We start from the raw sequence: 25,862 nt of genomic DNA, 5'->3' as shown, positions 1-25,862 counted from the left end.
GTCCGTCGATGCGTGTTGTTGATCTGACAGTGCCGAATTCGGTAGATGTCTGATCCTGTGCAATTGTCGGGTAGCGCGACCGGGTATAGATGAGGTAGGCGCACGTCAATGCCTCAGGTTCCTTCGACGGTCGGGCCCAGAGGACCGGTCAGTTCGCCGAGCCGGGTGAGGAGATCGGCGCCGGCTCGCCGCGGCGGTCTCCGGCCGCTCCAGCATCCGGTTTCATGGTCTCGGCGAGCGCCGCGGCCTCATCTCGGGCGGCCGGCACGGGCACGCGGGCGTGCAGGTCACGCGTGGCAGCCAACTCGATCGACAGCGCCATCCCATCCGGCCGCTCACAGATCGAGGCGACCTGGGCGCGCAGCGGCGCTGCACGGCCCGACCGAAGGCACGGCCCGACCGAAGGCACGGTGACGCTTCCGCGTCACCTCGACTGGTCCGGGCACGCCGAGTACGACCTGACCCGGGCCGCGCGCCTGGCCAGCATGTACAAGGTGGTGCTCACCGAAGCCAGTACCGTCGAGGATCTGCACACCTGGCTCGACGCCGACCTTCTCCGGCGGCTCTGGGCCACCCTCTGGCTGCCACCCCAGCTCCGCCAGCGCTGGGAGGAAGCCTTCCCCGAACTCGCCGCAACCCGTAGCAACGCGGCATAGCGGTGGACCCCTTCCACGAACGCCTCGCCCGTACCGGGCTCGCGGCGGCCGAACGATACGGCTTCGCGCTGGCCGCCGGTTACGCGGTCCAAGCCGCCGGGCTTGTCGAGCGTGCCCAGCGAGGACGTGGACCTGTTCACCGCCTGGGACCGCCGCGACGAGTTCACCGCCGCGGTCACCGCCGTCGTGCACGCCTACCGGGGACGACGGCCTGACCGTCGAGACCGAGCGGCAGTACGACACGTTCGCCCGCCTGGCCGTCACCGACGGTGCGCGGGTTTCCAAGGTCGAACTCGGCGTGGACTGGCGTGCCAACGAACCGATCCTCATGGCGATCGGACCGGTACTGCACCCCGACGACGCGGTCGCGAACAAGATGAGCGCCCTCTACGGGCGAGCGTCGCCCGGACTTCATCGACATCGACGCCACCCTCCGATCCGGCCGCTACACCCGCGACGCCCTTCTCGCCTTCGCGCAGCGCGCCGACCGTGGCTTCGACCCGCGCATCTTCGCCGACGCGCTCGGACAAGCCACCCAGCTCGATCCCGACGACTTCGCCCAGTACGGCGTCACCGGCCGAGCGCTGGACAATCTTCGTAACCGATTCGCCGAATGGCGCCGCGAACTGCTCGACGCGAGGAACGATGACTCGGCTCCCGACTCGCGGCAAGCCTTGTACACGCAGGACCCACAACGTTCCAGCTGATCTTCGGCAAGCGATCGCACCAAGGCCGCGAAGCGGTCGGCACGCAGCGGCGGAACGCAGGAGGTCCCAGGTCATCGGCCTGTGGATAACCGGCGGAGCGTCGGGTTGGGAAACCGATGCTCTATCCCCTGAGCTACGAGGGCGCGAGTTGCCAGTCTCGCGACCGACGGGGTGCCCGCGTCGGCCGGGCGTGACCGCGTTGACCTTCCGACCGACGGCCCCGGATGCACGCTCCTGTCTCTCTGGTCAGCGTCGCCCCGGTGTGTTGGCGGTGCCCGACCGGTCACTCCGGGCACAATCACAGGCATCGACGTGAGCAAGAGTGCTGCGGAGGTGCCCGTTGACGCGGTGTCCAGGCCGACTGGCTCGGTGGGCGCTGCGGGGCGTACTCCTGTGCGGCGGCTTCGTCGGCGCGTGGTCCCTGCACGACGCCGTCGCACCTGACGCGGCTCACGCGGCGGAGCCGGCTCGGCCCGGCGTCCTGGGGGACCTGCTGCACGATGCCCGGGCGCTCGTCGAGGAGTCCGTGATCGCCCCGCTGCGCCTGCCGACGTCGCCGCCGGCCAGGAGCGGTGGAGTTGACAGCGAGGGCGGTCCGGCAGCTGCGGACCCGGGCCGGTCGACGAGGGACGACCGACCGGAGCGTCCGGCAACCGACACGGCGCCCCCGGTGAAGCGGACGACTGTCGCCGAGATGATCACCCCGGTGACCAGACCGGTCGTGGACCTGGCGTCTCCCGTCGTGGAGAAGGTGGCGTCGGCACGGCTGCTGGAGCCGGTCGCCGACATCGCCAGGCCCGTGACCGAGCCGGTCGCCGGCATCGTCCGGCCCGTGACCGACCCGATCGCCGACATCGTCCAGCCCGTTACCGAGCCGATCGGCGACCTGTTGCCGCCCGTCCTGGCCCCGATCCTCGACCTGACCGCGCCGATCCTCGGGCCACCCGCTGCGCCGTCCACTCCTCCCGATGGTCCGATCGCCCGCCCTCCCGCGCCGGGCGGTGACACGCCGACGGCGGGCACGCCCGCAGTGGTCACCCGCCCCGCCACGCCGGCCGTCGTGCGCCCGGCGAAGGCCGCGTCGTCTCGACCGGCGTCCTGGTCCGCAGGTCGAGACACGGTGTCGTCCCTGCCCGCCGAGGTGCGGGTGACGCCGCCCGCCGAGCATGCTCCCGCTCCCGGCGAGACACCCCCCAGCCCCGCCGCGCCCGGCACGCCGGCCACCACGGCCGGCGCCGGCGCCGGCGCCGGGGGACCCGGCGTCCCCGCCGAGGGCTCCGCTCGTGCCTGGGAACCGGAGCTGCGGGTGCTGGGGTACGGCGGTGGTCACCGCGCCGCACTCGCGAACCGGTCGAGTCGGCCCGACCCCCGACCCGCCTGAGGCGCCCGCCGGTCAACGACCCGGGCCACCGCCGGGAACGGCGGGGGTCCTTGCCGGTGCCATCGGGCGGATGAGCCCGGCGGCCCGGCCGGCTCACCGCTCCTCGCCACCGTCCTTCTGACTTCGCGACCCGCCCCGTGACGACGCCCGCCCCCGGGCCGGCGTCGCCTCCCACCGCCACGCCCACCAGGGACTCTCGAAAGGGCCGGGGGCTGGCGAACCACCGCGACCAACCGCATCCGTCACCGGGAGAACTCCGTGAACCACACCCTGCCTGTCTGCCGCGCGAGATGGCGCGACGTCCACGACATCGTCGATCTCGTCGCCGGCCCCTTCGCCGACAGTGCCACCGGCGCCTGGTTGGTCCCCGACGACCGCCGCCGGCGGGCCGTGCTCACCTCCGTCGTCCGCGTCTGGACCGAACACGCTCTCCTCTCCGGCGAGGCGTACCTCCTGCAGGATCATTCCGCTGCCGCCGTCTGGCTCCACCGGTACGGCCCCACCCCCGCGCCCACCGGCTACGGCGAGCGCCTCGCCGTGGCCTGCGCCGACCACCTGGACCGTTTCCTTCAGCTCGACGACGTCCTGGGCGCGCACCGGCCCGCCGACCCCCACAACCACCTGGCGTTCTTCGCGGTCACCGCACAGCCGCACCGGATCCGACGCGCCGGCGCACTGCTGGCCGCCAGCAACGCCCGCATGGGCCAGGCCCGGCTCCCCACCTACACGGAGGCGAACACCCCGGCGGAGCGGGACCTGTACGCCCGCCACGGCTACGTCGCCCACGAGCCCTTCACGCTCCCCGACGGCACCACCACCTGGCCGATGTGGCGGAGCCCGGGGCTGCGCCAGCCCGGGCGCAACCCCGCCCGGCCGGCGATCTGCCCGTACGCGGCGATGTCGGCATAGGTGGCCGGGGACGCGAGGTGCATCGCCCCGGGCGGCGGGTAGCTCGGCTCGCACGCTGAAGCGTGCGGTGTGGCAGGGGCTGGGGCAGCGCCACGCCGGGCTGCGCCGGGGGCGGCGCTCGGACGTGGGCCCGTTGCCCCGGGGCGCGGGCGTCCTCGGACGGTCCTGAGCGCCGAGGCGCCGAGGGCCGGGTGACCCGCGCAACGATCATGTTTTCGCCGTGGGCTGGCGGGTAGCAGGGGGACCCACACGGTCGAGGGTCAAGAAGCGGCCCCGGACGACTCCCCGCAACCCCGCCGCTCCCGCGCCCGACGACGACCGTTCCCCGCTGCACCGCAACGCAGCAGGTCGATGCCGCGCGCGCGGAGCCGAAAGGCCTCGCCGTGACCTCAGCACACCTGGCACCCCGACCCAGCTCCGACCTGCCGGCCGACCGGAACGTCCGGCCGCTGACCGGCCGGACGATGCCGCTGTTCACCGACCGCCTCGACGTTCCCACGTACGACCGTTCCGCCCTCTGTCCACGGTGACCCGGCTCGCCGAGCCGGGGATCGGCGCGCTGCGGCGCGTGCGGGAACTGGTCCGCGCCACCGGTGGGCGGCTGACCGTCCGGCACGCGCCCGACTGCTCGACAAAAAGACCCGTCTGGACGGTTCCGGGCGAAGAGCCCGGGTAGGAGCTGACAAGCGCACCCCGAGGCGAATGGGAGAAACATGTTCAATCCACTGGACCACAAGGGAATCCCCCTGGAGAGCCAGATCCGCAACTGGCGCGAACTGAACGTCGAGCCCATCGACCCCGAGGCGGTCGACCCCTACACCCGCTGCCGCATCATCACGATGAACGGCATCGAGGTCGAGGCCATCAACTTCCAGCACCAGTTCGCCCGCGTCTGCCCGGACCAGGACGTCCGCCGGCAGCTGGCGTACGTGCGGTACGTGGAGAACCAGCAGCAGCGGGTCGTGAACTGGCTGCTGCCCGGTGTGGCGAGCGTGCTGGAGACGACCCTCGGCTACGAGCAGGTGGCCGTCGACCTGACCGCCTGGGTGGCCCGGCACGAGCCCGACCCCTACCTGAAGCAGGCGTACGAGTTCGGTGTGCTGGAGGACTTCGACCACCTGTACCGCTACGCCAACCTCTACGAGATGGTCGAGCGCCGCAAGGCCGAGAAGGTGGTGGACGGCCTCACGGAGGTCATGCCGGGCCGGCCGACCGTGCAGGAGCACCGGCACCCGTTCGACGAGGTGCGCACCCCCTACGACCGCAACTCGGTGGACCCGCGTTCAAAACTGAACGCGTTGACGATCCTCTCCGCCGAGCAGCAGGTGATGTTCTACTACATGAACGTCGGCCCGCAGTACATGGAGCCGATCGCGCGCCAGCTCTACCAGGAGATCAGCCTGATCGAGCAGGAGCACGTCACCCACTACGAGTCGCTGCTGGACCCGGGCGAGAGCTGGTGGGAGCGGCTGCTGACCCACGAATACAACGAGTGCTGGCTCTACTACTCCTTCCTCCAGCAGGAGAGCGACCCGCGCATCAAGGCGGTGTGGGAACTGCACCTGCAGATGGAGCTGGCCCACCTCCAGCAGGCGGCCGACCTGTTGCGCCGGCACGACGGCCGCGAGCCGGAGGAGATCGTCGGCAGCGCCGGCCTGCCCGAGCCGCTGACCTTCGAACCGAACAAGGAGTACCTGCGCCACCTGCTGGCCACCCAGATCGACGTCACCAAGCTCGGCGAGGGCTACGTCCAGGACGCGCACGAGCGCTTCGAGTGGATGCAGCAGCAGTTGCACGACGGCCAGAAGCCGCCCAGCGAGCAGGTCATCGACATGCACCGGGAGCGCCTCGGCGACGAGTACCGCATCGAGACCGAGGGGCCGCACCCGGTGGAGCGGCTGCGCGCCGAGGGAGGCAGCCATGCCTGAGACGGGCGCCCCGGCCACGCCCGGGCCCGAGGAGGACGTGGTCGACCTGCTGCTCGCCCAGCACGCGCGCGTCGAGCAGCTCTTCCTGCTGGTCATCGGCAGCACCGGCGACACCCGCCGGGAGGCCTTCGACGAGCTGGTGCACCTCCTCGCCGTGCACGAGACCGCCGAGGAGGAGCTCATCCATCCGCTGGCCCGGAACCTGCCGGGTGGCGGCGGCGACGCGATGGTCGACGACCGGCTCGCCGAGGAGCGCCAGGCCAAGGAGACGCTGAAGACGTTGATCGCCGGCGGCGTCGACGCGGAGGGCTTCGACACGGGCATCATCCTGCTCCGCGACGCGGTGCTCACCCACGCCCGCTACGAGGAGCGCTACGAGTTCCCCCAGCTACGCCAGCACGTGCCCGGCGACCGGCTGCGCACCCTCGCCGGCGCCGTCCGCGCCGCGGAGGCCGCCGCCCCGACCCGGCCGCACCCGAGTGCCCAGTCGGCCAAGGGCAACCTGGCGGCCGGTCCCGCGCTGGCCGTCGTGGACCGGGTCCGCGACGCGCTCCGTAAGCCGTCCGCCGGCTGACCCCACCACACGCGCTCAGGAGAACAAGGAAGGACAGGACGTTGAGCGGCGACCAGTACCAGCAGCAGGACCCCCAGGAGCAGTACCGGGGACCGGAGGAGCAGACCGGCGGCCAGCAGTCGGCGCCCGGCACGACGCGGGAGATGCCCGACGAGCCCGACCACGGCGAGGAGAGTTACCAGGGCAGCGGCCGGCTCACCGGGAAGCGGGCGGTGATCACCGGCGGCGACTCCGGCATCGGCCGGGCGGTCGCCATCGCCTTCGCCCGCGAGGGCGCCGACGTGCTGATCGCGTACCTGCCGGAGGAGGAGGACGACGCGCGCCGGACCGCGGAACTGGTCGAGAAGGCCGGCCGCAAGGCGGTGACCGTCCCGGGCGACATCCGCGACGAGGCGCACTGCGGCGAGATCATCTCGCGCGCCGTCAGCGAGCTGGGCGGCCTCGACATCCTCGTGAACAACGCGGCGTACCAGATGTCGCAGCCGGGCGGCATCACCGACATCACCACTGAGCAGTTCGACCGGGTCCTCAAGACCAACCTGTACGCGATGTTCTGGCTCTCCAAGGCCGCCGTCCCGCACCTGCGGCCCGGGTCCACGATCATCAACACGGCGTCGATCCAGGGTTACCAGCCCTCGCCCGACCTGCTCGACTACGCCACCACCAAGGCCGGCATCATCGCCTTCACGAAGGGTCTCGGCGAGGGCCTGGCCGACAAGGGGATCCGGGTCAACGCCGTCGCGCCCGGACCGGTCTGGACCCCGCTGATCCCGGCCACCATGCCGGCGGAGAAGGTCGAGTCGTTCGGCAAGGACGTCCCGCTGGGCCGCGCCGGCCAGCCGGCCGAACTCGCCCCGGCGTACGTCTTCTTCGCCTCGCAGGAGTCCAGCTACATCACGGGTGAGGTGCTCGGCGTCACCGGCGGCAAGCCGCTGGCCTGACGTTCGACCGGAGCCTCGATCGGGCCGCCCACGCCTCGCGCGCGGGCGGCCCGGCCGGTTGTGCCGGTCAGGATCGACCGCCGTTCCTGCTCCGCCCCCACAGCCGCGACGCCAGGCGGCGAGCGAGGGCCCCGGAGCCGGACACCGTCCGGGCGAGCTGGCTCCGGTTCTGCCGGACGTACGCGGAGATCAGCGCGACGAGGAAGCTCAGCCCTCCGAGCCAGGCCAACCACTCCGCGACCGAGGCCAGGAGCGGAAGGGTCACGAACAGGCAGACGAGCCCGGACAGCGGGAAGACCAGTTGCAACCCGAACTCGTAGAGCAGGGACCGGGAGCCCCTCTGCTGCGCGTAGAAGTCGTCCCACCGGAAGACCCGGTCGTCGCCGGAGCACTCGAGGGCGACCGGCCGGAGGACCTCCCGGATGTACCTGTTCGCCGCCTCACGATCCTGCCGGCGCCGGAGGATGGTGATCCCGGAGCTCGCCGCGAGCACCGGGACGGCGAGCAGCAGGCGGGGGTCGGCCCGGTTGGCGACCACGAACCCGAGGATCACCGCCACCACGGTCAGGTAGGCGCCGACGAGGGCGTGCGACGCGGCGGACTTCTGCGCCATGACGGCCCGGATGGCGGTGTATTCCGCGACGAGCAGGTTGGTGCGGTTGTCGGCGCGGGCAGCCGCCGTTTCGTCGGCCGGTGGAGCACTTCTGGGAGGGGCCAGGTAGTTCCGTGTCACGCATCGATGATGGCAACCCTCCACAAGGACCCGACCGACCGACCGCGGGTTGCGCTCCGCTTGCCGGTCCTCACCACGTGTGCTCCGTCCCTACCCCGCACGGGAGCCGACGTCGTCCAGGTGGCGCAGCGCCTCCGCCCAGGAGCGACCCAGGCTGGTCTCGTGGTAGTCGAGACCGTGCTCGGCGCAGAACCGGCGGATCAACGGCTGGGCATGACGCAGGTTGGGGCACGGCATGCTCGGAAACAGGTGGTGTTCGATCTGGTAGTTCAGGCCGCCGAGCGCGGTGTCGACGAACCTTCCGCCGCGCACGTTGCGGGAGGTGAGCACCTGCCGCCGCAGGTAGTCGAGGTCGTCCTCGGCGTCGAGGATGGGCATGCCCTTGTGGTTGGGAGCGAACGAGCTGCCGAGGTAGAGGCCGAGCACACCCTGGTTGACCAGGATGAACGCGACGGCCTGCGCCGGGGTCAGGACCAGGAAAACGGTGGTGAGGTAGCCGCCCAGGTGCAGGGCCAGCAGCGCGGCTTCGGCGGGCCGGCGCGGAAGGGGGCGCGGCCGGACGACGGCCCGCACGCTGTTGGCGTGCAGGTGCAGGCCTTCCAGCAGGAGCAGCGGGAAGAAAAGGTACGCCTGGTGCCGCGCGATCAGCGCGGCGACGCCGCGCCGTCGCCGGGCCTGGTCGGCACTGAAGGACAGGGGTGCCACCCCGATGTCAGGGTCTTTGCCCTCGGTGTTCGGATGGGCGTGGTGCCGGTTGTGCTTGTCCACCCACCAGCCATAGCTGATCCCGGTCAGCAGGTTGCCGTGCAGGATGCCGATGAGGTCGTTGGCCCGTCGCGAGCGGGCGATCTGCCGGTGACCGGCGTCGTGGCCGATGAAACCGGCCTGCGCGAAGACCACGGCGAGGGCCACCGCGAGCACGAGCTGCCACCACGACTCGCCCCACCGGACGAACACGGCCCACAGTCCGGCGTAGCAGCCGACGACGAGACCGATCCGTACCGCGTAGTGGCCTCGCCGCCGTTCGAGCAGGCCCGCTGCGCGGATCTGCCGGGACAGGTCGGCGTAGTCGCTGCCCCGCCGTGGCTCGGCACCGATGCTGGTGTCGCTCACGACGGCCTCCCTGCCGGTCCCTGCCCCGATGGTTGAATCAGCGGCGCCGGCCCGATCGGCCGTGCCGGGTGCCGAGGTTGGCCGCCCCGGTCACCTTCAGTTTCAGCAATGGCGAGCCTGCCCGGGGCGGATTGCCGCATTGCGTCGGAGAATGATCGGAACTCATGGCGATGCCGGGAGCGGGTGGTCGTGCACGCCCGGCGGCATGCTCACCGTACGCCGCAGAGGGGGCCACCGCACCCAGCCGATCGAGGTCATCGAGTCATCCGTGGGCGGTTACTGTCCGATTGTTGATCGTCACCCTCGGTGCTCCGCCCCTACCCTGACGCCGGAAGCCGCCGCTTCCCGACCACGGCCAGGAGGCGCGACGGCATGATCCCGACCAGGTCCGCTCCGGACACGAGCACCGAGGACGATCTCGTCCGCGTGGCGATCCGCGCGGTCGCGCCCGAGGAGGAGCACCTGCTGCCCCTCCTCGCCCCCGCCCACCGGCGCCGGCCGGGCCGCTGGCGGCGGGATCCCCGGGCGCTGGTCCGGGTGGGCGGCGGGGAGGCCGGCGGCGGCGGGTTCACCGAGGTCGTCGAACCGGTGCTGCCGTACGTGATGGTGCTGTGCGGCGTCGGCCTCGCGGCGCTGCGGGACGCCGTGCAGGCCGAGGCCACGGACGCCGCCCGGGGTGGCCTTCGGGCGCTCCGCCGGCGGTGGCCGTCCCGCCGCTCGCCGGAGTTGCCGGTGCGGCTGCGGCCGGGCCAGTTGCTGCGGATCGAGGAGGCGGTCACGGCGGCGGCCCGCGACCCGCGCTGGGAGCTCACCGAGGACCAGGTCGCCGTCCTGCGCGACGCCGTACGCGAGGCGTTCGTGGCCCGGTTCGGCACGGATGCCGCCGGTGGCTGAGTCCCGGCCGGGAGCCCGCACCCGCCACTCCCCTCGGCCACCCTGGGCCGGTTCGTCGCCGTGGTGACGGCGGTGGTCGGGACCAGCATGTTCGGCTGGCAGGTCGTCCTCATCGATCCGGCGGTCACCCGGGAGCGCGCCGTCTGCCTCGCCGGGTTGGCCGGCCTGCCGCCGCCGATCGACGTCCGGGCCGGCACGGTCGACGCCGGGTCGGCGGCCGCCGTGCAGCGGTGCCTCGGCACCCTCGGCGCGGACGTGCTGCGGCAGATGCTCATCGGCCTGGCGGTGCTCGTGGCGGTGACCGCGCTGGTCTACCTGGCCGCTCCGTGGGTCGAGCGACGGCTGCGCGGCCTGCGCCGGCTGGACCGGGTGCCGGGCACCGAGGCGCTGCGGGCCGACCTGGCGGCGCTGGTGCGGGAGGCCGGCCTGCGGCGGGCCCCCACCTTCGTGGTGTCCCGCTCGGCCCGGGTCAGCGGGAACACCTTCGGCACCGTCGCCACCCGGTACGTCCGGCTCGACCTGGGCCTGGTGCACGCGCACCGGACGGCCCCGGCGCGGTTCCGGGCCGTCGTGCTGCACGAGCTCGCGCACCTGCGCAACGCGGACGTGGACCTGACCCGGCTGACCGTCGCGCTGGCGTGGGCGTTCCCGCTGGGCGTGGTCGCCCCGGCCGCCGTCACCTTCCTGGGCGCGCTCCGGGCGCCGGACCTGGCCCGGAACCTGTGGCGGCTGGCGCTGTTCGCCGTGGTGGTGCAGGTGTCCGCCTGGTCGGTGCTGCGCGCCCGCGAGTTCGCCGCGGACGCCCGGCTGGGCGGCGAGGACGCGGCGACCGCGCGGGCGCTGCTCGACGTCGGGCTGCGGCCCACCGGGTGGCGAGACCGGCTGGCCGCCCTGTTCCGGTTCCACCCGCTGGCCCGGGCCCGCGCCGACGAGCTGGACCAGCCCCGGCGGCTGGTGTCCGCCCGGCCGGTCGAGGCGCTCGGCGCCGGGCTGGCGGCCGGCATCGCCGCGCCGCCGCTGGTGGACCTGCTGTCCCACCTGCCGCGCCCGCTGGCCGGGCTCGACCCGGTCACCGGCGGCTCGCAGGCGGCGGGGCTGCTGCTCGGGGCCCCGCTGGCGCTGGTGCTGACCGGGGCGCTCTGGCGGTCGGCGTGGTGGGCCCGTCGGCACTGTGGCCGGCCCGTCCGGGGTGCGGTGTTCGGGGCCGCGCTGGTGGTCGGGCTGCTGGTCGGCCGGCGGCTGGCCTGGTCGGCCGGGTACGCCGACGACCGGCCGGTCTGGTGGGTGGAGCTGGTGCTGTCGCTGTGCACGGTGGCCGGCGGCGCCCTGCTGGGTCGATGGGTGGCGCTGGGCGCCGACGCCTGGATGCGCCGGCTCCCCCGGCACGCCGAGGGCCGCGCGGTGCGGCGCGTCTGGGCCGCCGCCGCGCTGGCGACGACCGTGCTGACCGCCGGCTTCCTCGGCGCGCTGCTGGTGCTGGACGCCTGGTTCGCCGACGGCGACCTGAGCATGCTGCGGCTGCTCGCCGCCCGGGAGGGGCACCCGGACCGGGTCACCGTCGTCACGCTGGCCGACACCGTCGCCCTGCACGTGCGGGTCCTCGCCGACCAGGCGCCCTACCTGCTGGCCGCCCCGCTCGCCGCCGCCCTCTTTCCGCTCGTCGCGACCGGCGCCACCGCACGGCGGGCGCTCCGGGTCGGCGCGGTCGCCGGGATCGTGGCCGCCGTCGCGCTGCCGGTGGTGGTGGCCGGCGCGGCGGTGGCCGCCCGCGATCCGGGCCTCGGGCCGGCGGCGCTGCGCGGCCTGGTCGAGGGGCACACCCTGCTGCCCGTGACGCTGGTCGAGGCCACCGCCGCGGTGGCGGTCGTGGCCGGCCGGCGCCTGTCGATCTGGCACGGCACGCTCGCGGCGCTCACCGCCGGGGTGCTGCTGGCGCCGGCGGTGCTGGCCGCGGGCGTGCTGCTCTCCTGCGACCCGGGCGCGGGGTGCGCGGGACCCGACCGGGCCGCGGTGGCCCGGGCGCTGGGCCACGCCCTGCTCGTCGCCCCGGTGTTCGCCACGCTCGCCGCGGCGCTCGGCGCCGCCGCGACGGCCGCGCTGGCCCGGCTGGGCTCCGGGCGCTGGCCGGCCTCGGCGACGGCCGCGGCCGTGCTGCTCGGCCTGGCCGCCGCCGTCGTCACGGCCGACGGACCGGGTAGCCCCACGGTGCCGGTGGACCGGGACAGCTGCCTGGTCGGGGTGTGGCGGCTCGCCGCGGGCCGCTACCACCTGCACGTCGCGACGGACTCGGCGCTGGGACGCCTGGCCGGGCTGACCGCGGCCACGACCGTCGACCTCACCAACGAGGCGTCGACCGGGTTCGCCACCGCCTACCGGGCGGACGGCACGGCGACGGACCTGTACGACCTGACGGTGGCCGAGGGGACGTTGAACGGGCACACCGTCCGGCAGGTACGCCGGGGCACCCAGACCTACCGGTGGACGGCCCGGGCCGGGCGGTACACCCAGCGGAACGTGGTGACCACCGGTGACCTCGCGCTGCTGCGGGTGGACGGGCGGGAGGCCGACGTGACCACGGTGGTGGACGACTCGGCGAGCACGTACCGGTGCGGGCCGGGCGAGCTGGTGATCCGGTTCGACGGCGACGACGGCTCGTGGGGCGAGGAGACCTTCGTCCGCAGCCCGGCGTGACGGGACCACCGGAGCCGGTGGTCCCGTCCGCCCCGCTATGCGGGCAGCATGTCGAGGCGCGGGCCGGCGCCGGCCAGGGCCAGCAGCGTCTGCCCGGTGGCGTCGTCGACCACGGCGACCCGAACCGCGTCGGGCCCGCCGTCGACCAGCGGGACGGCGAAGACCGCCGTGGCGGGCCGGCCCTGGTAGTGCGCGGCGTGGCCGACGAAGCGCCACTCGCCGTCGTCCCAGTGCTCGCGGACGTCGGAGCGGAGCAACGGCGCGACCCGCCGGTAGGGGTCGCTGAGCTGGACCTGCTGCACGGTGGCGAGCAGCGGCAGCCCGGTGCCGCCGCGCAGCGGATTGGTCAGCCGGGCGCGCAGCCGGCGCAGTGGCAGCAGCCAGGCGGCGTCCAGTTCGGGGGACAGCGCCACCACGGCCGCCGCCTCGGCCAGCAGCGCGGCCCCGCCGGCCAGGGGACGGTCGGTCAGCGCGGCCGGCCAGTCGCCGGGGGCCAGGGTGGCCAGACCGGCCGCCGCCACGAGCAGCGCGGCTCGGCCCAGGCTGCGACCGGAGACCGGGGTCGGGCGGCTGCTCAGGCAGCCGCACGACGAGGTGGGTGCGGCCCGGCGGGCGTACGCCAGGTAGCCGAGGAAGCCGACGGCCACGGCGGTCGCGGCGGCGGTCTCCAGCCGCAGGGCGGGCGGCAGCAGGAGGAGCGCGCCGAGGATCAGCTCGACGGCACCGAGCAGCCGGTACGCGGGCAGCGTGCGGTGTTCCCCGACCAGCCGGACGAGCGCGGACCGCCGGGCGACCGTGGCGGCGTGCCGGTTGAGAAGCTTCACGCGGGCGGACCAGATCAGCACCGCGCCGACGACCAGCGGTTGCAGCGCCGCGATCATCTCGATCATGGGTTCTCCCCTCGGGTGGGGCCGACGGGTGACGCCCGGGCGGTCCGGATGTGCGGCCCGCCCTGCGACGGCTCCAGCGCGGCGCGCCGCGACCTGGAGCCGTCGGGCGTACCGGTCAGGCGGCGGCGTAGACGGTGGCGATGTCGATCTCGTTGGTGTCCGGGTGCCAGGCGCCGAGCACCTGGACGTGCCGGCCCACCCGGAGCAGGGACAGGTCGCTGATGGCCGGGGTGCCGTTGTAGACGGCGGCGGAGCGGCCGGGCACGACGTGGGCGACGATGCGCTGGCCCTTGTGGTCGAGGTGGAGCAGGTTGCGACCCACCGCGGCGATGTGCGCGTGCAGGTTGACGATGTTCACCCAGACCGAGTCGGCGGCGAGCGTGCCGTCGGGCAGGCGGACGCCGCGGGCGTAGAGCCCGTCGCCGATGGCCACCTGGTCGAACGTGGTCGGGTGCAGTTTCCAGATGCTCGTGCCGTCGGTGATCCGGATGGAGTGCAGCACGGTGTCGGATCCGGTGACCAGCAGCAGGTGGCCGGAGATCTTGCTGATCCGGCCCTCGACGAAGTTCGGGTCTGGTGCGCCGGGTTCGACGGTCGCCGGCCCGGCGGCGAAGGCCGCGTCGGGGGCCAGCGAGCCGAGTCCGGTGGCGCCCACCACGCCGCCGAGCGCGGCGGTGGCGAGGAGGCGGCGGCGGTCCAGGGTGTGCGGCATGACGGAACCCTCCCGTTCAGACGGTGTCGACCGAGCAGGGCCGCAGCCCCACGGAGAGACTGCCGATCGCGCTGAACGCCGCCGGCGTCAGGTCGATGATCCGGTTGCTGCCGCAGGCCGAGCCGCAGCAGGTGCGCTCGCCGCAGAACAGGTCCGTCTGCGGGCCGCAGTCGGCGATGGTGGTGCCGACCCGGGCGCCGTTGCAGATGTTGGTGGTGTAGTGGCGGAAGCCGCAGGTCCGCCGGCTCATGCTGAGCCCGCAGGTGTCCGGGTGGGTGATGGCCCAGCACGCGTCCGAGGTGTTCGGCCAGGCGTGCTGGTAGTTGCCCGACCTGCAGGTGCCACAGGCGCCGCCCCCGGCGGTGCCGCACGGTCCCCAGGCGGTGCCGCAGCAGAACCAGGACACCTCGCCTCGTATGGCCGCCATGGATACCTCCTTCCCGATCGTTGATCGACAACGATGGATGTCGATATAGATGGCGATTGTTATGACAGGAACCATCCACGTCAACAGGCGGGGCGAAGATTTCCTACAGGCGGAAACCGCTCAGCGGGTCACTTCCCGGCGGGCACCACGTACGGGAAGGAGGCGGCACGGGCGTCCGTGGTGACGCCGGGGGTGAGGCCGGAGGTCATGCCGGTGTTGAGCACCAGGGAGAACATGACCTCGGGCACGTTGTCGGCCATGGTCCGCCCGTTGCGGGCGGCGAACCCGTAGTTCGCCGGGGTGCCGACCTGGTAGGACAGCACATCCGGGTAGAGCTCGCGGGCGACGCTCCAGCCGTACGCGTCCGGGTCCGGCGCGGTGCCGTTGGCCGCCACCACCCGGGCGACCGTCGACGCGATCTCCGCACCGTCGGCCCGCAGGTCCTCGCAGGGGTGGCGGGTGTTGGCGGGGTTCGAGAAGTCGGTGTCGGTGGGCCAGAAGACCGGCCACATCATCGGGTGGCCGGCGCGGTTGATCTGGCGCCAGCCGCCGGCGTCGGTGGCGAGCTTCGTAGCCGCCCAGACGCCGATGCGGGTGCCGACGGACAGCATCGGCTCGTCCCGGGACACCTCCAGCACGATCGAGTCGACGGTGGTGCCGGCGAAGGTGTTCTTCGCGTTCTCCGGGCGCCAGGCGGAGCGGTCCAGCCGGGCGCCGTTCTTGAAGGCGTCGTTGACCGTGGCGAGCTGGTCCAGGTCGATGTAGAAGGGGTCGGTGATCCGCCCGGCCCAGACCCGCACGTTGCCACCGGTCACCTCCTCCCCGGTGCGACCCTGGGCGACGACCGTGCCGGTGGCGCCGTCGTCGTACGCCTCGACGCCGGTGAGGGCGTGCACCGTGAGCTCCTGCCGGCCCTGGCCGTCGAGCTCGCCGAAGGCCACCCGGTAGGTCAGCTCCTCCATCTCGCTGCCGTCGACGTGCACCTTGAACTCGTACCGCGCCTCGTGGTGGAAGCCGGGCTTGATGTCGGCCCGGGTCACCGAGCTGTTGACGTCCATCACCAGGACGGTTCCGCGCTCGCCGTCGAAGACGTAGAGGTCGTCGAGGTAGAGCTGGCCGCTCTGGGCGGCGAGCGGGGTGTCGAGGTGGTGCGACATGGCTGTCTCCCGGGTCGGCTGGCACGACTGACGCGAGCCTATCCGGGCATAACGCCGCAAAAGTTCCGATCGACGACTTTCCGCCGGGGACCCGGGTGGGTTACCGTCGGCGGGTGATCCCGGTGGAGGCCGCGGCGGCCGCGTACGCCCAGTGGCTCACCCCTGCCCTGCCGCTCTACGGCAACGACCACGAGCGGGCCGACTTCGCTCCCTGAGGCGTCCCGGCACCGGACGCCCCCTCTTCCCTCTCACATCGCACCGGGAGCGATGCCCCATGTCCGTCGACAGTTCCGGGATCCGGGCGGTGCTGCGCGCACCCCAGGTCCTCCGGGTCCTCCTCAGCAGCCAGGTCGGCCGGCTGCCCACCGCCAGCGGGCCGCTGGCCCTGCTCCTCTTCGCCCGCCAGTCGCTGAGCCTGGCCGCCGCCGGCCTGCTGGTGGCCGCGTACACCGCCGGGATGGCCGTGGGCACGCCCCTGCTCGCCCGGGCGGTGGACCGCTGGCGGCAGCCGCCGGTGCTGTGGGCCGCCGCGGTCCTCTCCGGCCTCGGGTTCGGCGCGGTGGCGCTGACCGGCGGGCACCTCACCGGCGCCGTGCTCGGCGCGGCGGTGGCCGGGCTCGGCACGCCGCCGCTGGAGGCGTGCCTGCGTACCCTCTGGCCCGCCCTGCTGCCGCCCGCCACGGTGTCCACGGCGTACACACTGGACATCGCCGTGCAGGAGGTGATCTTCGTGGTCGGCCCGCTGGTCACCCTCCTCGCGGTGACCCTGGCCGGGCCGCCCGCCGGGCTGGTCGCCGCCGGGGTGTTGCAGCTGGTCGGCACCGCCGCGTACGCGCTCAGCCCCGCCGTCCGCGCCTGGCGCGGCGTGCCGGCGGTGCGGCACTGGGCCGGCCCGCTGCGCGTACCCCGGTTCACCGTGCTGATGACCGGCGTGGTCGGCGTCGGCGCGGCGGTCGGGAGCATCGCGGTGGCGGTGACCGGCTACGCCGAGGCGGCCGGGGACCGGCGGCTCAGCGGCTGGCTGCTCGCGGCGCAGGCGGCCGGCGCCCTGGCCGGTGGCCTGCTCTACACCCGGGCCCGGCCGGGCGGCCCCGGGCGGCTGCCGCTGCTCGCCGCCGCGCTCACGGTCGGCTTCCTGCCGTTGCTGCTCGCCCCCGGCCCGGTCCCGATGGCCGGCCTGCTCGTGGTCAGCGGGCTCGCGCTGCCGCCGCTGCTGACCGCCATCTTCCTCACCGCCGAGCGGCTCGCCGAGCCGGGCACGGTGGCCGAGGCGTTCGCCTGGGTGAGCACGGCGTTCGTGGTGGGCAGCGCCGCCGGCTCCGCGCTCGCCGGCCCGCTGGTGTCGACCGACCTCCGGTACGGCCTGGCGGTGGCCCCGGCCGCCGCACTGCTCGGCACGGTGGTGCTCTGGGCCGTCTCGCGCGGGGACGGCCGGCAACCCGACGTCGGCCGGGCCCCCGTCACAGCCAGCCGCGGCGCTTGAACAGCAGGTAGAGGGCACCGCAGACGGCGGCCATCAGAGCGATGGCGAACAGGTAGCCGTAGCGCCAGCCGAGTTCCGGCATGTGCACGAAGTTCATCCCGTAGACCGTGCCGATCAGGGTGGGTGCGAACAGGATCGCCGCCCAGGCCGACACCCGCTTGATCTCCTCGTTCTGCTCGAAGCTGGCGGCGGTCAGGCTGCGCATCTCCTCGTTCTGCGCCTGCGAGACGAGGGTCGCGTTGACGGTGAGGATGTTCTGCAGCAGGTGCCGGAAGCCGTCCACCCGCTCGACGACCTGGGTGAGGTGGTCCGCCACGTCGCGCAGCCGGCGGCGCAGCTCCTCGTCGGTGCCGTACCGGTCGAAACCGCCGGTGAGCGCGTCGACGACCTTCAGCAGCGGGCGGGCCGCCCGCTGGAACTGGATGACCTCCCGGCTCAGCTCGTAGATGCGGCGGCTGGCGTTCGGGTCGCCGCCGAACACCTCGGTCTCGATCTCGTCGATGTCGTTCTCCAGCCCGGCGACCACCGGGGCGTAGCCGTCGACCACCCGGTCGAGCACCGCGTACAGGACGGCCTCCGGGCCGAGCGCGAGCACGGCCGGCTCCGCCTCCATCCGCCGCCGGACGCCGGCCAGGTCGGGGACGCCGCCGTGCCGGACGGTGATCACGAACCCGGGCCCCACGAACAGGTGCACCTCGGCGAAATCGACCTCCTCGCGGGCGTCGAGGTAGCGGGCGGCGCGCAGCACCACGAACAGGGTGTCGCCGTACCGCTCCAGCTTCGGCCGCTGGTGGGCATTGATGGCGTCCTCGACGGCCAGCTCCGGGAGCTGGAACTCGGCGGCCAACGAGACGATCTGTTCCGTACTCGGCCGGCACAACCCGATCCAGGCCATGGCGCGGTCGAGTTCCTGGAGGCAGGAGTACGTGTCGGCGAGACTGACCGGCGAGGCGCGGCGCACCCCGTCGACGTAGACCCCGCTGTCGACCAGCCCGGCGGGCCGCTCCGGCTCGGCGGCGCCCCCGTCGGCGGCGTGCTCGTCCAGGCGGCGGCCGAACCCCTCCGACGGCGCCGGGAACCGGTTGTCCGCCATGCCCTCCCCCGCTCCTCGGCCGGCTCGCCGAGTCCCCCGCGGCGACCGGGGCAAACCCGGCCGGCCTACGGGCGGTAGCGGTAGCCCATGCCCGGTTCGGTGATCAGGTGCCGGGGCCGGGCCGCGTCGTCCTCAAGCTTGCGGCGCAGCTGGGCCATGTACTGGCGCAGGTAGTTGGTCTCGTTGTGGTATTCCGGGCCCCACACCTCGTGCAGGAGCTGGCGCTGGCTGACAGCTTCTCCACACCCCTCACCACGAGGGCGAGAGCCGCGAACAGCCCCACCGTCACCAGCACGAACACCACGTCAGACACGGCTGACTCCTCTTACCGGACGTTGTCGGGCGACCGCCTTCCGGTCGCGCCGAGCCATCACAACGCCGGATCGCACGCGCGGACAGGGGCTATAACGCGACCGTGACGGCCGCGGCCGGTTTCTTGACGCGGCTTTCACGCGGGCCGGGCCGGGGGTGACCCCGGTCACCCGGCCCGCGGCTCAGCGGTCCGTGTCGACGGCGGCGACCATGGCCTCGGCCACGTCGCGCACCTTGCGGTTGGAGTCCTGGGAGAGCTTCGCCAGCACGGCGAACGCCTCGACCGGCGAGCACCGCCGCTGGCCCATGATGATGCCCTTGGCCTGCTCGATCACCGCGCGGCTCCGCATCGCGTCCCGCATCTGCCGGGCCAGCGTCGCGGTGCTGTCGTAGAGGTGGGCGTTGGCCAGGGCCACGGCGGCGTACGCCGCGAAGTCCTCCGCCACGGTGATCGCCTCGGCGTCGAAGGCGTGGGCGGCGACGCCGTACAGGTTGAGCGCGCCGGTGACCGCCTCCTGGATCGGCAGTCCGATCGACAGCGAACTGCCGACGCCCGCCGCCCTGGCCCGGGCCACCCAGGCCGCCCAGCGCTGCTCGCCGGCCATGTCGGGCACCAGCAGGCTCTCCGCGCTGACCGAGGCGTCCAGGCACGGGCCCTGGTCGTACCGGTACTGCCATTCGTCGAGTTCGCGCGCCAGCTCGGCGGTGGCCGCGGCGGTGTGCGCGGTGCCGGCGTGGGTCAGGGTGACGGACACGTACGCGCACCCGGGGATGGACTGGTTGGCCAGCTCGGCGACCCGGTGCAGGACCTTGTCGAGTTCCACCTCGGCGAGCCGGATCCGTCCCAGCTCGGCGAGAGCGTCGGCGGGCCGCATCCGCGACGGATCCATGATCAGGTCCTTGTCGACCGGCGCGTCCCACCGGCGGGTCAGGATGACGCTGACCGGAGGCCCGGCTGGCCGGCCGGCTCGCTCGACGGCCGGCGCCGTCGCTGCACGGCTGACCGCCGGGTCCAACCTATCCCGCGGTTCCGCCGGTGGAAATGCCACGGGTGCGATGCGCACCGGGTGCGCGTAGTCTTGCTGACGGGTCAAGACATGCGCCCTCCCGCGACTCACCGCGACCTGCCGCCGTGAGCGTTCCCGATCGTCATCATCGGAGGGGCCATGTCGGAGCACCTCCCACCGCTCGATAACCACCGCGGTTCCAGCCGGGGCGGATCGGCGCGCCCGGACGACGCCATCCTGTGGCTCGCCTGCGACGCGCCCGGAGCCACCACACGGATCCGCGTCGCCGGCGAGATCGACATGAGCAACGCCCATCTGCTCGTCGAGCTCGTGGCGTCCCTCGCCCGCCGGCCGCCGGTCACCGTGGAGGTGGACCTCTCGGAGGTCACCTTCTTCTGTGCGCACGGCATCAGCGCGCTGCTGCGGGCCCGGCGGCTGCTGGCCGACCGGGGTGGGCGGCTGACCCTCCGCGATCCGTCGTCGATCGTCCGTCGCATCCTCGGCATCACCGACGCGCTGTCCGAGCTGGAGGTCGTTCCGGCGTTGTCCTGGGCCGGCGGCAGCATGCCCGCAGCGCGGCACGCCGTCGGCAGCAGCGGCTCGGTGACCGGCACCTCGCACCACACCACCGAGCGAGCGTCAACAAGCGGCGCCGGTTTCCGATCCGTCCCGGATCGGTACAGCGGTCCGTGACCCGCGGGCCGCACCGCCACCTGCCGTCGAACTCGTTCCCGGGTCGACGGCGTCGCTTCGCACAAGGACGTCAGAGCACATGTCGCAGGCCCACCTCGACCTCGCCGCAGCCTTGATCAGACTCGGGAGGGCATCATCATGGGCCAGCGCCGGTGCTCGGCGGAGGAGGCGTTCGCGATCCTGGCGCGGGTGTCGCAGGACTCCAACCGGAAGCTACGGGAGGTCGCCGAGTCGCTGGTCGAGCGCGCGGTGAACGGGCCGCGGGACTGACCGGCCCGCCAGGGTCAGCGCCGCACCTCGCGCCAGCCGGCACCGCTGCCGCGCCACGCCCCGGCCAGGATGCTCGCCGAGCCCCGGCTCGGGCACTCCTGGATCTTCGATCGGCCGGCGGCGCCGCCGATCTGGGCCTGCACCTCCCAGCGCTGCCCGTCCGTGCGGATGTAGACGTCACGGCGCCCACGAGGGGCAGTGACCCCGTTCCACCAGTGCTCCTCGACCATCACGTGGTGACGGTATCGCAGCAGCCCACCAGCCCGCACCTGCCGGTAGGGGCTGATTCCCGGCTCAACCCCCACGGTCCGTTTCCGCCCTGGTCGGCGGGGTACGCGCCGAATATGCCCGAGGGCCACCTCATCCACCGGTACGCGCGGGAGCAGCACGACGCGCTCGCCGGGCGTGACGTCACGCTCTCCAGCCCGCAGGGCCGCTTCGACCCGGCCCCGTACGCGGGCCGGCCGCTGCGGGCCGTCGAGGCGGACGGCAAGCACCTGCTCTACCACTTCCCCGACGCGCCCGCCCTGCACGTCCACCTCGGCATGCGCGGGCTGTTCCTGCGCTACGACGACCCGGCCGTGCCGCCCCGCCCCGGCACCCGGCTGCGGCTGGCCGGCCCGGCGGTGGCGTACGACCTGATCGCGCCCATCCGCTGCGAGCCGCTGCCGGCGGACGCGGAGCGCGCCCTGCGGGCCTCGCTCGGGCCGGACCCGCTGCGCGCCGACGCCGAGCCGGCCGAGGCGGTTCGCCGGCTCACCGCGACCGGCGCGGCCGTGGGAGCGGCACTGCTCGACCAGGCCGTCTGGGCCGGCATCGGCAACGCGTGGCGGGCCGAACTGCTCTTCCTGGCCCGGCTGGATCCGGACGCCCGGTCGGTCGGCGCCCCGGCGGCGGAGCGGCTGTGGCGCCTCGCCGTCGCCCACCTGGCGCTCGGCCGGGACCTGGGCCAGGTGGTCAGTGACCCGGCGGCGCCGGACGAGCGGTGGGTCTACAAGCGGGAGCACTGCCGCCGCTGCGGCAGCCGGGTGCGGACCTGGCAGGTGGGCGGCCGGACCGCGTACGCCTGCCCGGTGGACCAGCCGGCGGGCTAATTCGGTTGGCGGCCGGCGTGCCGGTGGCTAGCCTCCCGCCAACGTCACTCCGACTGCCTGAAGAGGGTGTTCTGGTGCCCGTGCCGAGCTTTTCCCGTCTCGTTCCGACCCCCGCACCCTTCCCTTGGAGTGACCGCTTTGGATCTGCCACGTAGCTTCACCATCCGCGAGGGCGACCTCCGGATCCTCAACCCGTTCGACGACGCCAAGCTCGCCACCCTGGGCCGGGCGATCAAGCTCCGGCCCGGCGCGTCGGTCCTCGACCTGTGCAGCGGCAAGGGCGAGCTGCTCTGCACCTGGGCCCGGGACCACGGAGTCACGGGCACCGGGGTGGACATCAGCACCGTCTTCACCGACGCCGCGCGGGCGCGCGCCGCCGAACTGGGCGTCGCCGACCGGGTCCGGTTCGTGCACGGCGACGCCGCGGCCCACGTGCCGCAGCAGCGGGTCGACCTGGCCGCCTGCGTCGGCGCGACCTGGATCGGCGGCGGTGTGCCCGGCACCCTGGAGATCCTGGAGCGCGGCCTGCGCCCCGGCGGGATGGTCCTGGTGGGCGAGCCGTACTGGCGGCGCGACCCGCCCGACGAGGAGACCGTGGCCGGTTGCCACGCCCGCTCCCGGGACGAGTTCCGCGACCTGCCCGGGCTGGTCGGGCTCTTCGGTGAGTGCGGCTGGGACCTGGTCGAGATGGTCCTCGCCGACCAGGACAGCTGGGACCGGTACGCCGCCGCGCACTGGCTCAACCTGCGCCGCTGGCTGGACGCGAACCCCGACGACGAGCTGGCCGGGGAGCTGCGCCGGGAGCTGACCGAGGAGCCGGTGCGCCACGTCCGCTACCAGCGCGAGTACCTGGGCTGGGGCGTGTTCGCCCTGCTCCGCCGCTGAGCGGCCAGCCCGGCTCCCGGTGTCGATCCGGGAGCCGGGCCGGGCCGGCTTAGCGGGCGGCTACGCAGGGTAAAGCCCTGTTCATGGGACAGCTGCGCACGTCACCGCCACCGCCGCGGGCCACCGAGCTGGAGCAGTGGGTGCTCGACACGGCCGAGGAGCTGCGCGGGCTGCGGGCCTCGCTGCGCGAGGCGTTGACCCGGCACGGCCTGGTCCAGGGCGAGGACCTCGACGAGGTGCCACACCTCGTGGTGCTGGTCGCCACCGAGCTGGCGACCAACGCGCTGCGGCACGGCCGGCCGCCGACGATCGTCACCCTGCTCGCGGCCGACGACTGCTTCCTGCTCAACGTGGCGGACCACGAGCTCGACACCGTCCCGGGCCTGGGCGACATCCACCCGCTCGACTCGGGCGGGCGGGGTCTGATGCTGGCCGAGTCGGTCTCGCTGGCGGTCGGGTGGTACGCCACCGACGACACCAAGAACATCTGGGCCTCGTTCCCTCGCTGACTGCGTCAAGAATTGCTTAACAAATTGTTCTTCGCTTAATGTGAGCTGCTTTACACCGTCCGCAGTGGACGGGCCGTAGGGTCCTTTTCGAACCGCCCGGGAGATGACCCTCCCGCCGGTTGTCCCGAGAGACCGCGGGAGATCCCCGCGACTATTCGCAAAGGACCTGGACAGATGCGCAAGCTCACCCGCGGCCTCATGCTGGCCGGCATCGCCGGGGCCGTCCTGGCCCCGTCCGCCGCCCACGCCGTGACCCCGGAGCCGACCACCACGCTGCTCGGCACGTACGCCTTCGGCCGCGCCTCGGTGATCGGCGAAGCCGGCCGGACCGCCGGCGCCTGGGAGGGGTTCTCGGTGCGCTCGGGCTTCGCCGGCGACGACCTGATCGTCACCTACCGGCCCCGCACCGAGGCCCTCCCGGCGGAGAAGCAGGTCTACACCGCCGCCTTCAACGAGGTGTCCGACGCCCAGGCCGAGTGCCGGCAGGTCGGCGCCGAAGGTGTCGCGCGCCGGGTCTGGCTGTCGTTCCGCTGCCGGACCGGCTTCGCCCCCAGCTACACCCTGTTCGTGCGCTGACGCCCCCGGCGTCAATTTCCTTCCGGCATTCCGCCGACCCCGGCACAGTGCGCCGGGAAATCGTTCCGAAAGCGGCCGGCACACCCGCCGGTGACGCTTTTCCGCACCGCCACCACACATCCGGTGGCGCAATCAGGAGTAGCCGATGAACCGCCTCGTCTCCCGTTCCCTCTGCGCCCTGGCGGGCGCCGGCCTCGCCGTTGTCGCGGCGGCGCCGCCCGCCGCAGCTGCCGACAACACCTTCGACCTGGCCGCCGGCGGCGCCAGCGCCTACGGCACGTACCAGCTCATGATGAGCATCCCCGAGCAGCCCGTCCCGCCGGTCGCGGTCGACGGGACTCTCGCGGTCAACCAGCGCCACCGCTGCGCCGTGGTCCAGATCGCCACCAACGGTCCGGCGGACGGCCTCGAATGGCGCACGCTGAACAGCCTGTGCGGGCGGGGCAGGACCAACGTCCAGGCGCGCGCCAGTTACCTGCGGGGTGGGTTCCTGCCGAGCCTGCGGCTCTGCACGGGACGCACGGTCGCGCAGGCCGAGCGGGGCGACCGCTGCGACGTCCACGTTCCGCCGTCGCAGAGCTGAGTCACCGCCGGGGGGCCGTTCCGCACGACGGCAGGTGCGGAACGGCCGCCGGAGGTCCTCAGGCTCGCGCCGACGGGCAGTCGAGCCGGGTGCGCAGCTCGCGCAACTGTTCGGCGATCTGGCGGCCCGTGGGAGTCTGCGGCGGCGTGGCGCGGTAGGTGTCGTCGAGCGTCACCACCAGGGCGCACAGGTCCTGCACGGAGTGCCGGGCGACGGAATTGGCGTACACCATGGACGAGATGGTCGCCACCAGGGCGAACACGAACGACGTGATCATGAGGCGCGTGGTGCGGGAGCCCAGGTGCCATTGCGAACAGGTCATGTCACTCACCCGGCCCGGTCAGCGGCGGAGATGGCGATGGTGGCGGCCGTGAGTCCGGCAACGGATACGGCGATGGCGAACTGGTCGTATCGCTGACGCCATTGCGCCGCAGCGACAGGAGCCCGACCCCCGCAGGAATCCCCAGGATGGTCACGTACGTCCCCAGGAGAATGGCGTTGGCCTGACCGGGCGGCACGATTGCCGTCTGATGGACGATCCCGCCGAGACCCACGAAGATGCAGCCGCCATCGAGGAAGATCCTCATGGCTCGCTCTGTTTTCATCGTCCACAGCCCTGACCCTTCCCACCGTCCCCAGGCGACGCACTGCGTCGGGCGCACCCCAACCGTAGGCACGTGCGGGAGCAAAACCCCAGCTCAGAGGCACTATCTGCAATTTGCGGCCCGGGCGTACCACCCGCCATCCGGCAGTTGTCCCGGACCGGTCAGTCCTCCGCCGGAATCGGGTCGTCGTACTGGCCGGAGGGGCCGCTGTGCACTGCGCCGCCGACGCGGGGCCAGGCGTTCGGCAGGCACCCGTGCAGACCGAGCGTCTGCTGTTCCATCACCGGTGCCGGGCCGCCCGCCCGGGGGCACAGTTCGTGGCCCCGGCCGAGCCGGTGCCCCACCTCGTGGTTGAGCAGGTACTGCCGGTAGAGGCTGAGGTCGGGGAACTGCGGCACGCCGTGCACCCAGCGAGCCACGTTGATCACCACCTGGTCGCCGTTGCGGCAGGAGGTGTAGTGGTCGGTGGTGTCGGCGCAGAGCCGGCCCCGGGTCACCGGCGTGGTGAGCAGCACCGTGAAGTCGGCCGGATCGTCGCGCCCCACCCGTTGCAGCCGCCACCGGCCGCCACCGGTCCAGCCACGCGGATCGGCGAGCGTCACCGCCACCTCCCGGGCGAACCGCTCCACGTCGACGTTGCCGATGCCGCCCTCCACGGCGACCCGGTAGCGGAGCAGTTCACCACCGCGGCCCGCCACCGCGCCGACGCCCGTGGCGGTGCGGAAGGCGCCCGTACCCCGGTCCGGATAGCTGATGCCCGGCGGCACCCGGCCCGCGGCCGGTACCGGCGGCGCGGCGGGTGTGGTCACCGCCGGGCGGGCGGGCCCGGCGGCCGGCGCGCCGGGCCGCACGCCGGCCGCGACCAGCAGCTCCGGGTGACGCCGGGCCGCGTACCCGGCGAGGCCGGCCGCGACCAGCAGCACCACCAGGGTCAGGGTGCCCGCGCGGGACGCCCGCCGCCGGTGCAGACCCCGGTCCCGCCTGCCCCGCCCGCCCACGTCGATCTCCTCCGCCACGCCCGCCCCGATCCGCTCAGGAG

28 protein-coding genes and 4 pseudogenes are annotated in these 25,862 nt (G+C 73.5%); 18 read left to right on the top strand and 14 right to left on the bottom strand.

Annotated elements, in window-relative coordinates; translation table 11 throughout:
* Positions 1-148 precede the first annotated feature (148 nt).
* Positions 149-322 carry a hypothetical protein gene (locus tag ABZS80_RS19025; protein ID WP_355057635.1) on the bottom strand — a complete coding sequence of 58 codons (174 nt, stop codon included), beginning with the start codon at positions 320-322 and terminating at the stop codon, positions 149-151.
* Here ABZS80_RS19025 and ABZS80_RS19020 point away from each other — a divergent pair.
* From ABZS80_RS19020 to ABZS80_RS18985, 8 genes and pseudogenes are all read left to right on the top strand, one after another.
* Positions 293-656: pseudogene (locus tag ABZS80_RS19020) on the top strand (hypothetical protein); the annotation flags it as partial. The gene ABZS80_RS19025 and the pseudogene ABZS80_RS19020 overlap by 30 nt on opposite strands.
* Before the next feature lie 2 nt (positions 657-658).
* Positions 659-1,291 (top strand): annotated as a pseudogene (locus ABZS80_RS19015) (nucleotidyl transferase AbiEii/AbiGii toxin family protein); the annotation flags it as partial.
* A gap of 778 nt (positions 1,292-2,069) precedes the next feature.
* Entirely contained in the window at positions 2,070-2,744 is a 675-nt protein-coding gene (locus ABZS80_RS19010) for a hypothetical protein (protein WP_355057468.1), read from the top strand.
* Positions 2,745-3,002: 258 nt separating this feature from the next.
* Positions 3,003-3,653, top strand: a complete 651-nt coding sequence (locus ABZS80_RS19005; RefSeq protein WP_355057466.1) for a hypothetical protein — start codon at positions 3,003-3,005, stop codon at positions 3,651-3,653.
* A 383-nt stretch (positions 3,654-4,036) separates the two neighbouring features.
* A complete protein-coding gene (locus ABZS80_RS19000; RefSeq protein ID WP_355057464.1) occupies positions 4,037-4,183 on the top strand; it encodes a hypothetical protein in 147 nt (48 codons plus the stop codon).
* Positions 4,184-4,366: 183 nt separating this feature from the next.
* Positions 4,367-5,581 carry a hypothetical protein gene (locus ABZS80_RS18995; protein WP_355057462.1) on the top strand — a complete coding sequence of 405 codons (1,215 nt, stop codon included), beginning with the start codon at positions 4,367-4,369 and terminating at the stop codon, positions 5,579-5,581.
* Complete coding sequence (locus ABZS80_RS18990; protein ID WP_355057460.1) at positions 5,574-6,155, top strand: hemerythrin domain-containing protein; 582 nt, start codon at positions 5,574-5,576, stop codon at positions 6,153-6,155. The genes ABZS80_RS18995 and ABZS80_RS18990 overlap by 8 nt, the downstream gene beginning before the upstream one ends.
* Before the next feature lie 41 nt (positions 6,156-6,196).
* Positions 6,197-7,096, top strand: a complete 900-nt coding sequence (locus ABZS80_RS18985) for an SDR family oxidoreductase (RefSeq protein WP_355057458.1) — start codon at positions 6,197-6,199, stop codon at positions 7,094-7,096.
* A 67-nt stretch (positions 7,097-7,163) separates the two neighbouring features.
* Here ABZS80_RS18985 and ABZS80_RS18980 read toward each other — a convergent pair whose 3' ends face one another.
* Both ABZS80_RS18980 and ABZS80_RS18975 read right to left on the bottom strand, forming a co-directional pair.
* Positions 7,164-7,829: a hypothetical protein gene (locus tag ABZS80_RS18980; protein ID WP_355057456.1), complete on the bottom strand. Its 666-nt coding sequence runs from the start codon at positions 7,827-7,829 to the stop codon at positions 7,164-7,166.
* Between the two features lie 90 nt (positions 7,830-7,919).
* On the bottom strand, positions 7,920-8,942 hold the full coding sequence (locus ABZS80_RS18975; protein WP_355057455.1) for an acyl-CoA desaturase: 1,023 nt from the start codon (positions 8,940-8,942) through the stop codon (positions 7,920-7,922).
* Between the two features lie 372 nt (positions 8,943-9,314).
* On the opposite strand from ABZS80_RS18975, the gene ABZS80_RS18970 reads away from it, so the two are divergent.
* Positions 9,315-9,836, top strand: coding sequence for a hypothetical protein (locus ABZS80_RS18970; RefSeq protein ID WP_355057453.1), 522 nt, complete (start codon positions 9,315-9,317; stop codon positions 9,834-9,836).
* A 72-nt stretch (positions 9,837-9,908) separates the two neighbouring features.
* Positions 9,909-12,527, top strand: coding sequence for a M48 family metalloprotease (locus tag ABZS80_RS18965; protein WP_355057451.1), 2,619 nt, complete (start codon positions 9,909-9,911; stop codon positions 12,525-12,527).
* 35 nt (positions 12,528-12,562) lie between these two features.
* Here the strand turns inward: ABZS80_RS18965 and ABZS80_RS18960 are convergent, their stop codons facing one another.
* The 4 genes from ABZS80_RS18960 to ABZS80_RS18945 all read right to left on the bottom strand — a co-directional run bounded on the left by ABZS80_RS18960 (position 12,563) and on the right by ABZS80_RS18945 (position 15,713).
* The gene (locus ABZS80_RS18960) at positions 12,563-13,417 is read right to left on the bottom strand and encodes a MauE/DoxX family redox-associated membrane protein (RefSeq protein ID WP_355057449.1); all 855 of its coding nucleotides are present in this window, start codon (positions 13,415-13,417) and stop codon (positions 12,563-12,565) included.
* A 115-nt stretch (positions 13,418-13,532) separates the two neighbouring features.
* A complete protein-coding gene (locus ABZS80_RS18955) occupies positions 13,533-14,129 on the bottom strand; it encodes a cell wall protein (protein WP_151463011.1) in 597 nt (198 codons plus the stop codon).
* 16 nt (positions 14,130-14,145) lie between these two features.
* Entirely contained in the window at positions 14,146-14,556 is a 411-nt protein-coding gene (locus tag ABZS80_RS18950; RefSeq protein WP_355057447.1) for a hypothetical protein, read from the bottom strand.
* Positions 14,557-14,684: 128 nt separating this feature from the next.
* Positions 14,685-15,713 (bottom strand): DUF4331 family protein, encoded by a 1,029-nt coding sequence (locus tag ABZS80_RS18945; RefSeq protein WP_355057445.1) that lies wholly within the window; start codon positions 15,711-15,713, stop codon positions 14,685-14,687.
* A 274-nt stretch (positions 15,714-15,987) separates the two neighbouring features.
* Between ABZS80_RS18945 and ABZS80_RS18940 the strand changes: the two genes are divergently transcribed.
* Positions 15,988-17,196 carry an MFS transporter gene (locus tag ABZS80_RS18940; protein ID WP_355057443.1) on the top strand — a complete coding sequence of 403 codons (1,209 nt, stop codon included), beginning with the start codon at positions 15,988-15,990 and terminating at the stop codon, positions 17,194-17,196.
* Here ABZS80_RS18940 and ABZS80_RS18935 read toward each other — a convergent pair.
* The 3 genes and pseudogenes from ABZS80_RS18935 to ABZS80_RS18925 form a co-directional block, all read right to left on the bottom strand.
* A complete protein-coding gene (locus ABZS80_RS18935; RefSeq protein WP_355057441.1) occupies positions 17,174-18,289 on the bottom strand; it encodes a magnesium and cobalt transport protein CorA in 1,116 nt (371 codons plus the stop codon). The genes ABZS80_RS18940 and ABZS80_RS18935 overlap by 23 nt on opposite strands.
* A gap of 65 nt (positions 18,290-18,354) precedes the next feature.
* A pseudogene (locus tag ABZS80_RS18930) lies at positions 18,355-18,545 on the bottom strand (winged helix-turn-helix domain-containing protein); the annotation flags it as partial.
* A gap of 238 nt (positions 18,546-18,783) precedes the next feature.
* Positions 18,784-19,491, bottom strand: coding sequence for an ANTAR domain-containing protein (locus tag ABZS80_RS18925; RefSeq protein WP_355057439.1), 708 nt, complete (start codon positions 19,489-19,491; stop codon positions 18,784-18,786).
* A 276-nt stretch (positions 19,492-19,767) separates the two neighbouring features.
* Here ABZS80_RS18925 and ABZS80_RS18920 point away from each other — a divergent pair, with 276 nt between their 5' ends.
* Both ABZS80_RS18920 and ABZS80_RS18915 read left to right on the top strand, forming a co-directional pair.
* Positions 19,768-20,301: an STAS domain-containing protein gene (locus ABZS80_RS18920; protein WP_355057437.1), complete on the top strand. Its 534-nt coding sequence runs from the start codon at positions 19,768-19,770 to the stop codon at positions 20,299-20,301.
* A 111-nt stretch (positions 20,302-20,412) separates the two neighbouring features.
* Positions 20,413-20,571, top strand: a pseudogene (locus ABZS80_RS18915) (ANTAR domain-containing protein); the annotation flags it as partial.
* Between the two features lie 14 nt (positions 20,572-20,585).
* Here the strand turns inward: ABZS80_RS18915 and ABZS80_RS18910 are convergent.
* Positions 20,586-20,801, bottom strand: a complete 216-nt coding sequence (locus ABZS80_RS18910) for a hypothetical protein (RefSeq protein WP_225853804.1) — start codon at positions 20,799-20,801, stop codon at positions 20,586-20,588.
* A gap of 114 nt (positions 20,802-20,915) precedes the next feature.
* Between ABZS80_RS18910 and ABZS80_RS18905 the strand changes: the two genes are divergently transcribed.
* From ABZS80_RS18905 to ABZS80_RS18885, 5 genes are all read left to right on the top strand, one after another.
* Entirely contained in the window at positions 20,916-21,665 is a 750-nt protein-coding gene (locus ABZS80_RS18905) for a DNA-formamidopyrimidine glycosylase family protein (protein ID WP_355057435.1), read from the top strand.
* 129 nt (positions 21,666-21,794) lie between these two features.
* On the top strand, positions 21,795-22,550 hold the full coding sequence (locus ABZS80_RS18900; protein WP_355057433.1) for a methyltransferase domain-containing protein: 756 nt from the start codon (positions 21,795-21,797) through the stop codon (positions 22,548-22,550).
* Between the two features lie 83 nt (positions 22,551-22,633).
* Entirely contained in the window at positions 22,634-23,059 is a 426-nt protein-coding gene (locus tag ABZS80_RS18895) for an ATP-binding protein (RefSeq protein ID WP_151462997.1), read from the top strand.
* 174 nt (positions 23,060-23,233) lie between these two features.
* The gene (locus ABZS80_RS18890) at positions 23,234-23,635 is read left to right on the top strand and encodes a hypothetical protein (protein WP_355057431.1); all 402 of its coding nucleotides are present in this window, start codon (positions 23,234-23,236) and stop codon (positions 23,633-23,635) included.
* A 145-nt stretch (positions 23,636-23,780) separates the two neighbouring features.
* The gene (locus ABZS80_RS18885; protein ID WP_355057429.1) at positions 23,781-24,218 is read left to right on the top strand and encodes a hypothetical protein; all 438 of its coding nucleotides are present in this window, start codon (positions 23,781-23,783) and stop codon (positions 24,216-24,218) included.
* Between the two features lie 58 nt (positions 24,219-24,276).
* Here the strand turns inward: ABZS80_RS18885 and ABZS80_RS18880 are convergent, their stop codons facing one another.
* The 3 genes from ABZS80_RS18880 to ABZS80_RS18870 all read right to left on the bottom strand — a co-directional run bounded on the left by ABZS80_RS18880 (position 24,277) and on the right by ABZS80_RS18870 (position 25,839).
* Positions 24,277-24,540, bottom strand: coding sequence for a hypothetical protein (locus ABZS80_RS18880; RefSeq protein ID WP_355057427.1), 264 nt, complete (start codon positions 24,538-24,540; stop codon positions 24,277-24,279).
* Between the two features lies 1 nt (position 24,541).
* Positions 24,542-24,805 carry a hypothetical protein gene (locus ABZS80_RS18875; RefSeq protein WP_355057426.1) on the bottom strand — a complete coding sequence of 88 codons (264 nt, stop codon included), beginning with the start codon at positions 24,803-24,805 and terminating at the stop codon, positions 24,542-24,544.
* A gap of 179 nt (positions 24,806-24,984) precedes the next feature.
* On the bottom strand, positions 24,985-25,839 hold the full coding sequence (locus ABZS80_RS18870; protein ID WP_355057424.1) for a DUF3152 domain-containing protein: 855 nt from the start codon (positions 25,837-25,839) through the stop codon (positions 24,985-24,987).
* Positions 25,840-25,862 lie beyond the last annotated feature (23 nt).

The organism is Micromonospora sp. NPDC005305, from assembly GCF_040607315.1.
Lineage (GTDB): Bacteria > Actinomycetota > Actinomycetes > Mycobacteriales > Micromonosporaceae > Micromonospora.
This window is presented reverse-complemented; position numbering and strand designations above follow the sequence as displayed.

Bases quoted from the DNA above. Each gene is read 5' to 3' on its own strand.
- ABZS80_RS18935 (WP_355057441.1), bottom strand. From the start codon at position 18,289: ATGGCGGACAACCGGTTCCCGGCGCCGTCGGAGGGGTTCGGCCGCCGC.
- ABZS80_RS18940 (WP_355057443.1), top strand. From the start codon at position 15,988: ATGTCCGTCGACAGTTCCGGGATCCGGGCGGTGCTGCGCGCACCCCAG.
- ABZS80_RS18895 (WP_151462997.1), top strand. From the start codon at position 22,634: ATGGGACAGCTGCGCACGTCACCGCCACCGCCGCGGGCCACCGAGCTG.
- ABZS80_RS18890 (WP_355057431.1), top strand. From the start codon at position 23,234: ATGCGCAAGCTCACCCGCGGCCTCATGCTGGCCGGCATCGCCGGGGCC.
- ABZS80_RS18945 (WP_355057445.1), bottom strand. From the start codon at position 15,713: ATGTCGCACCACCTCGACACCCCGCTCGCCGCCCAGAGCGGCCAGCTC.
- ABZS80_RS18875 (WP_355057426.1), bottom strand. From the start codon at position 24,805: ATGAGGATCTTCCTCGATGGCGGCTGCATCTTCGTGGGTCTCGGCGGG.
- ABZS80_RS18950 (WP_355057447.1), bottom strand. From the start codon at position 14,556: ATGGCGGCCATACGAGGCGAGGTGTCCTGGTTCTGCTGCGGCACCGCC.
- ABZS80_RS18905 (WP_355057435.1), top strand. From the start codon at position 20,916: ATGCCCGAGGGCCACCTCATCCACCGGTACGCGCGGGAGCAGCACGAC.
- ABZS80_RS18880 (WP_355057427.1), bottom strand. From the start codon at position 24,540: ATGACCTGTTCGCAATGGCACCTGGGCTCCCGCACCACGCGCCTCATG.
- ABZS80_RS18970 (WP_355057453.1), top strand. From the start codon at position 9,315: ATGATCCCGACCAGGTCCGCTCCGGACACGAGCACCGAGGACGATCTC.
- ABZS80_RS18955 (WP_151463011.1), bottom strand. From the start codon at position 14,129: ATGCCGCACACCCTGGACCGCCGCCGCCTCCTCGCCACCGCCGCGCTC.
- ABZS80_RS18990 (WP_355057460.1), top strand. From the start codon at position 5,574: ATGCCTGAGACGGGCGCCCCGGCCACGCCCGGGCCCGAGGAGGACGTG.
- ABZS80_RS18960 (WP_355057449.1), bottom strand. From the start codon at position 13,417: ATGATCGAGATGATCGCGGCGCTGCAACCGCTGGTCGTCGGCGCGGTG.
- ABZS80_RS18920 (WP_355057437.1), top strand. From the start codon at position 19,768: ATGTCGGAGCACCTCCCACCGCTCGATAACCACCGCGGTTCCAGCCGG.
- ABZS80_RS18885 (WP_355057429.1), top strand. From the start codon at position 23,781: ATGAACCGCCTCGTCTCCCGTTCCCTCTGCGCCCTGGCGGGCGCCGGC.
- ABZS80_RS18995 (WP_355057462.1), top strand. From the start codon at position 4,367: ATGTTCAATCCACTGGACCACAAGGGAATCCCCCTGGAGAGCCAGATC.
- ABZS80_RS18925 (WP_355057439.1), bottom strand. From the start codon at position 19,491: ATGGATCCGTCGCGGATGCGGCCCGCCGACGCTCTCGCCGAGCTGGGA.
- ABZS80_RS19025 (WP_355057635.1), bottom strand. From the start codon at position 322: ATGGCGCTGTCGATCGAGTTGGCTGCCACGCGTGACCTGCACGCCCGC.
- ABZS80_RS18910 (WP_225853804.1), bottom strand. From the start codon at position 20,801: ATGGTCGAGGAGCACTGGTGGAACGGGGTCACTGCCCCTCGTGGGCGC.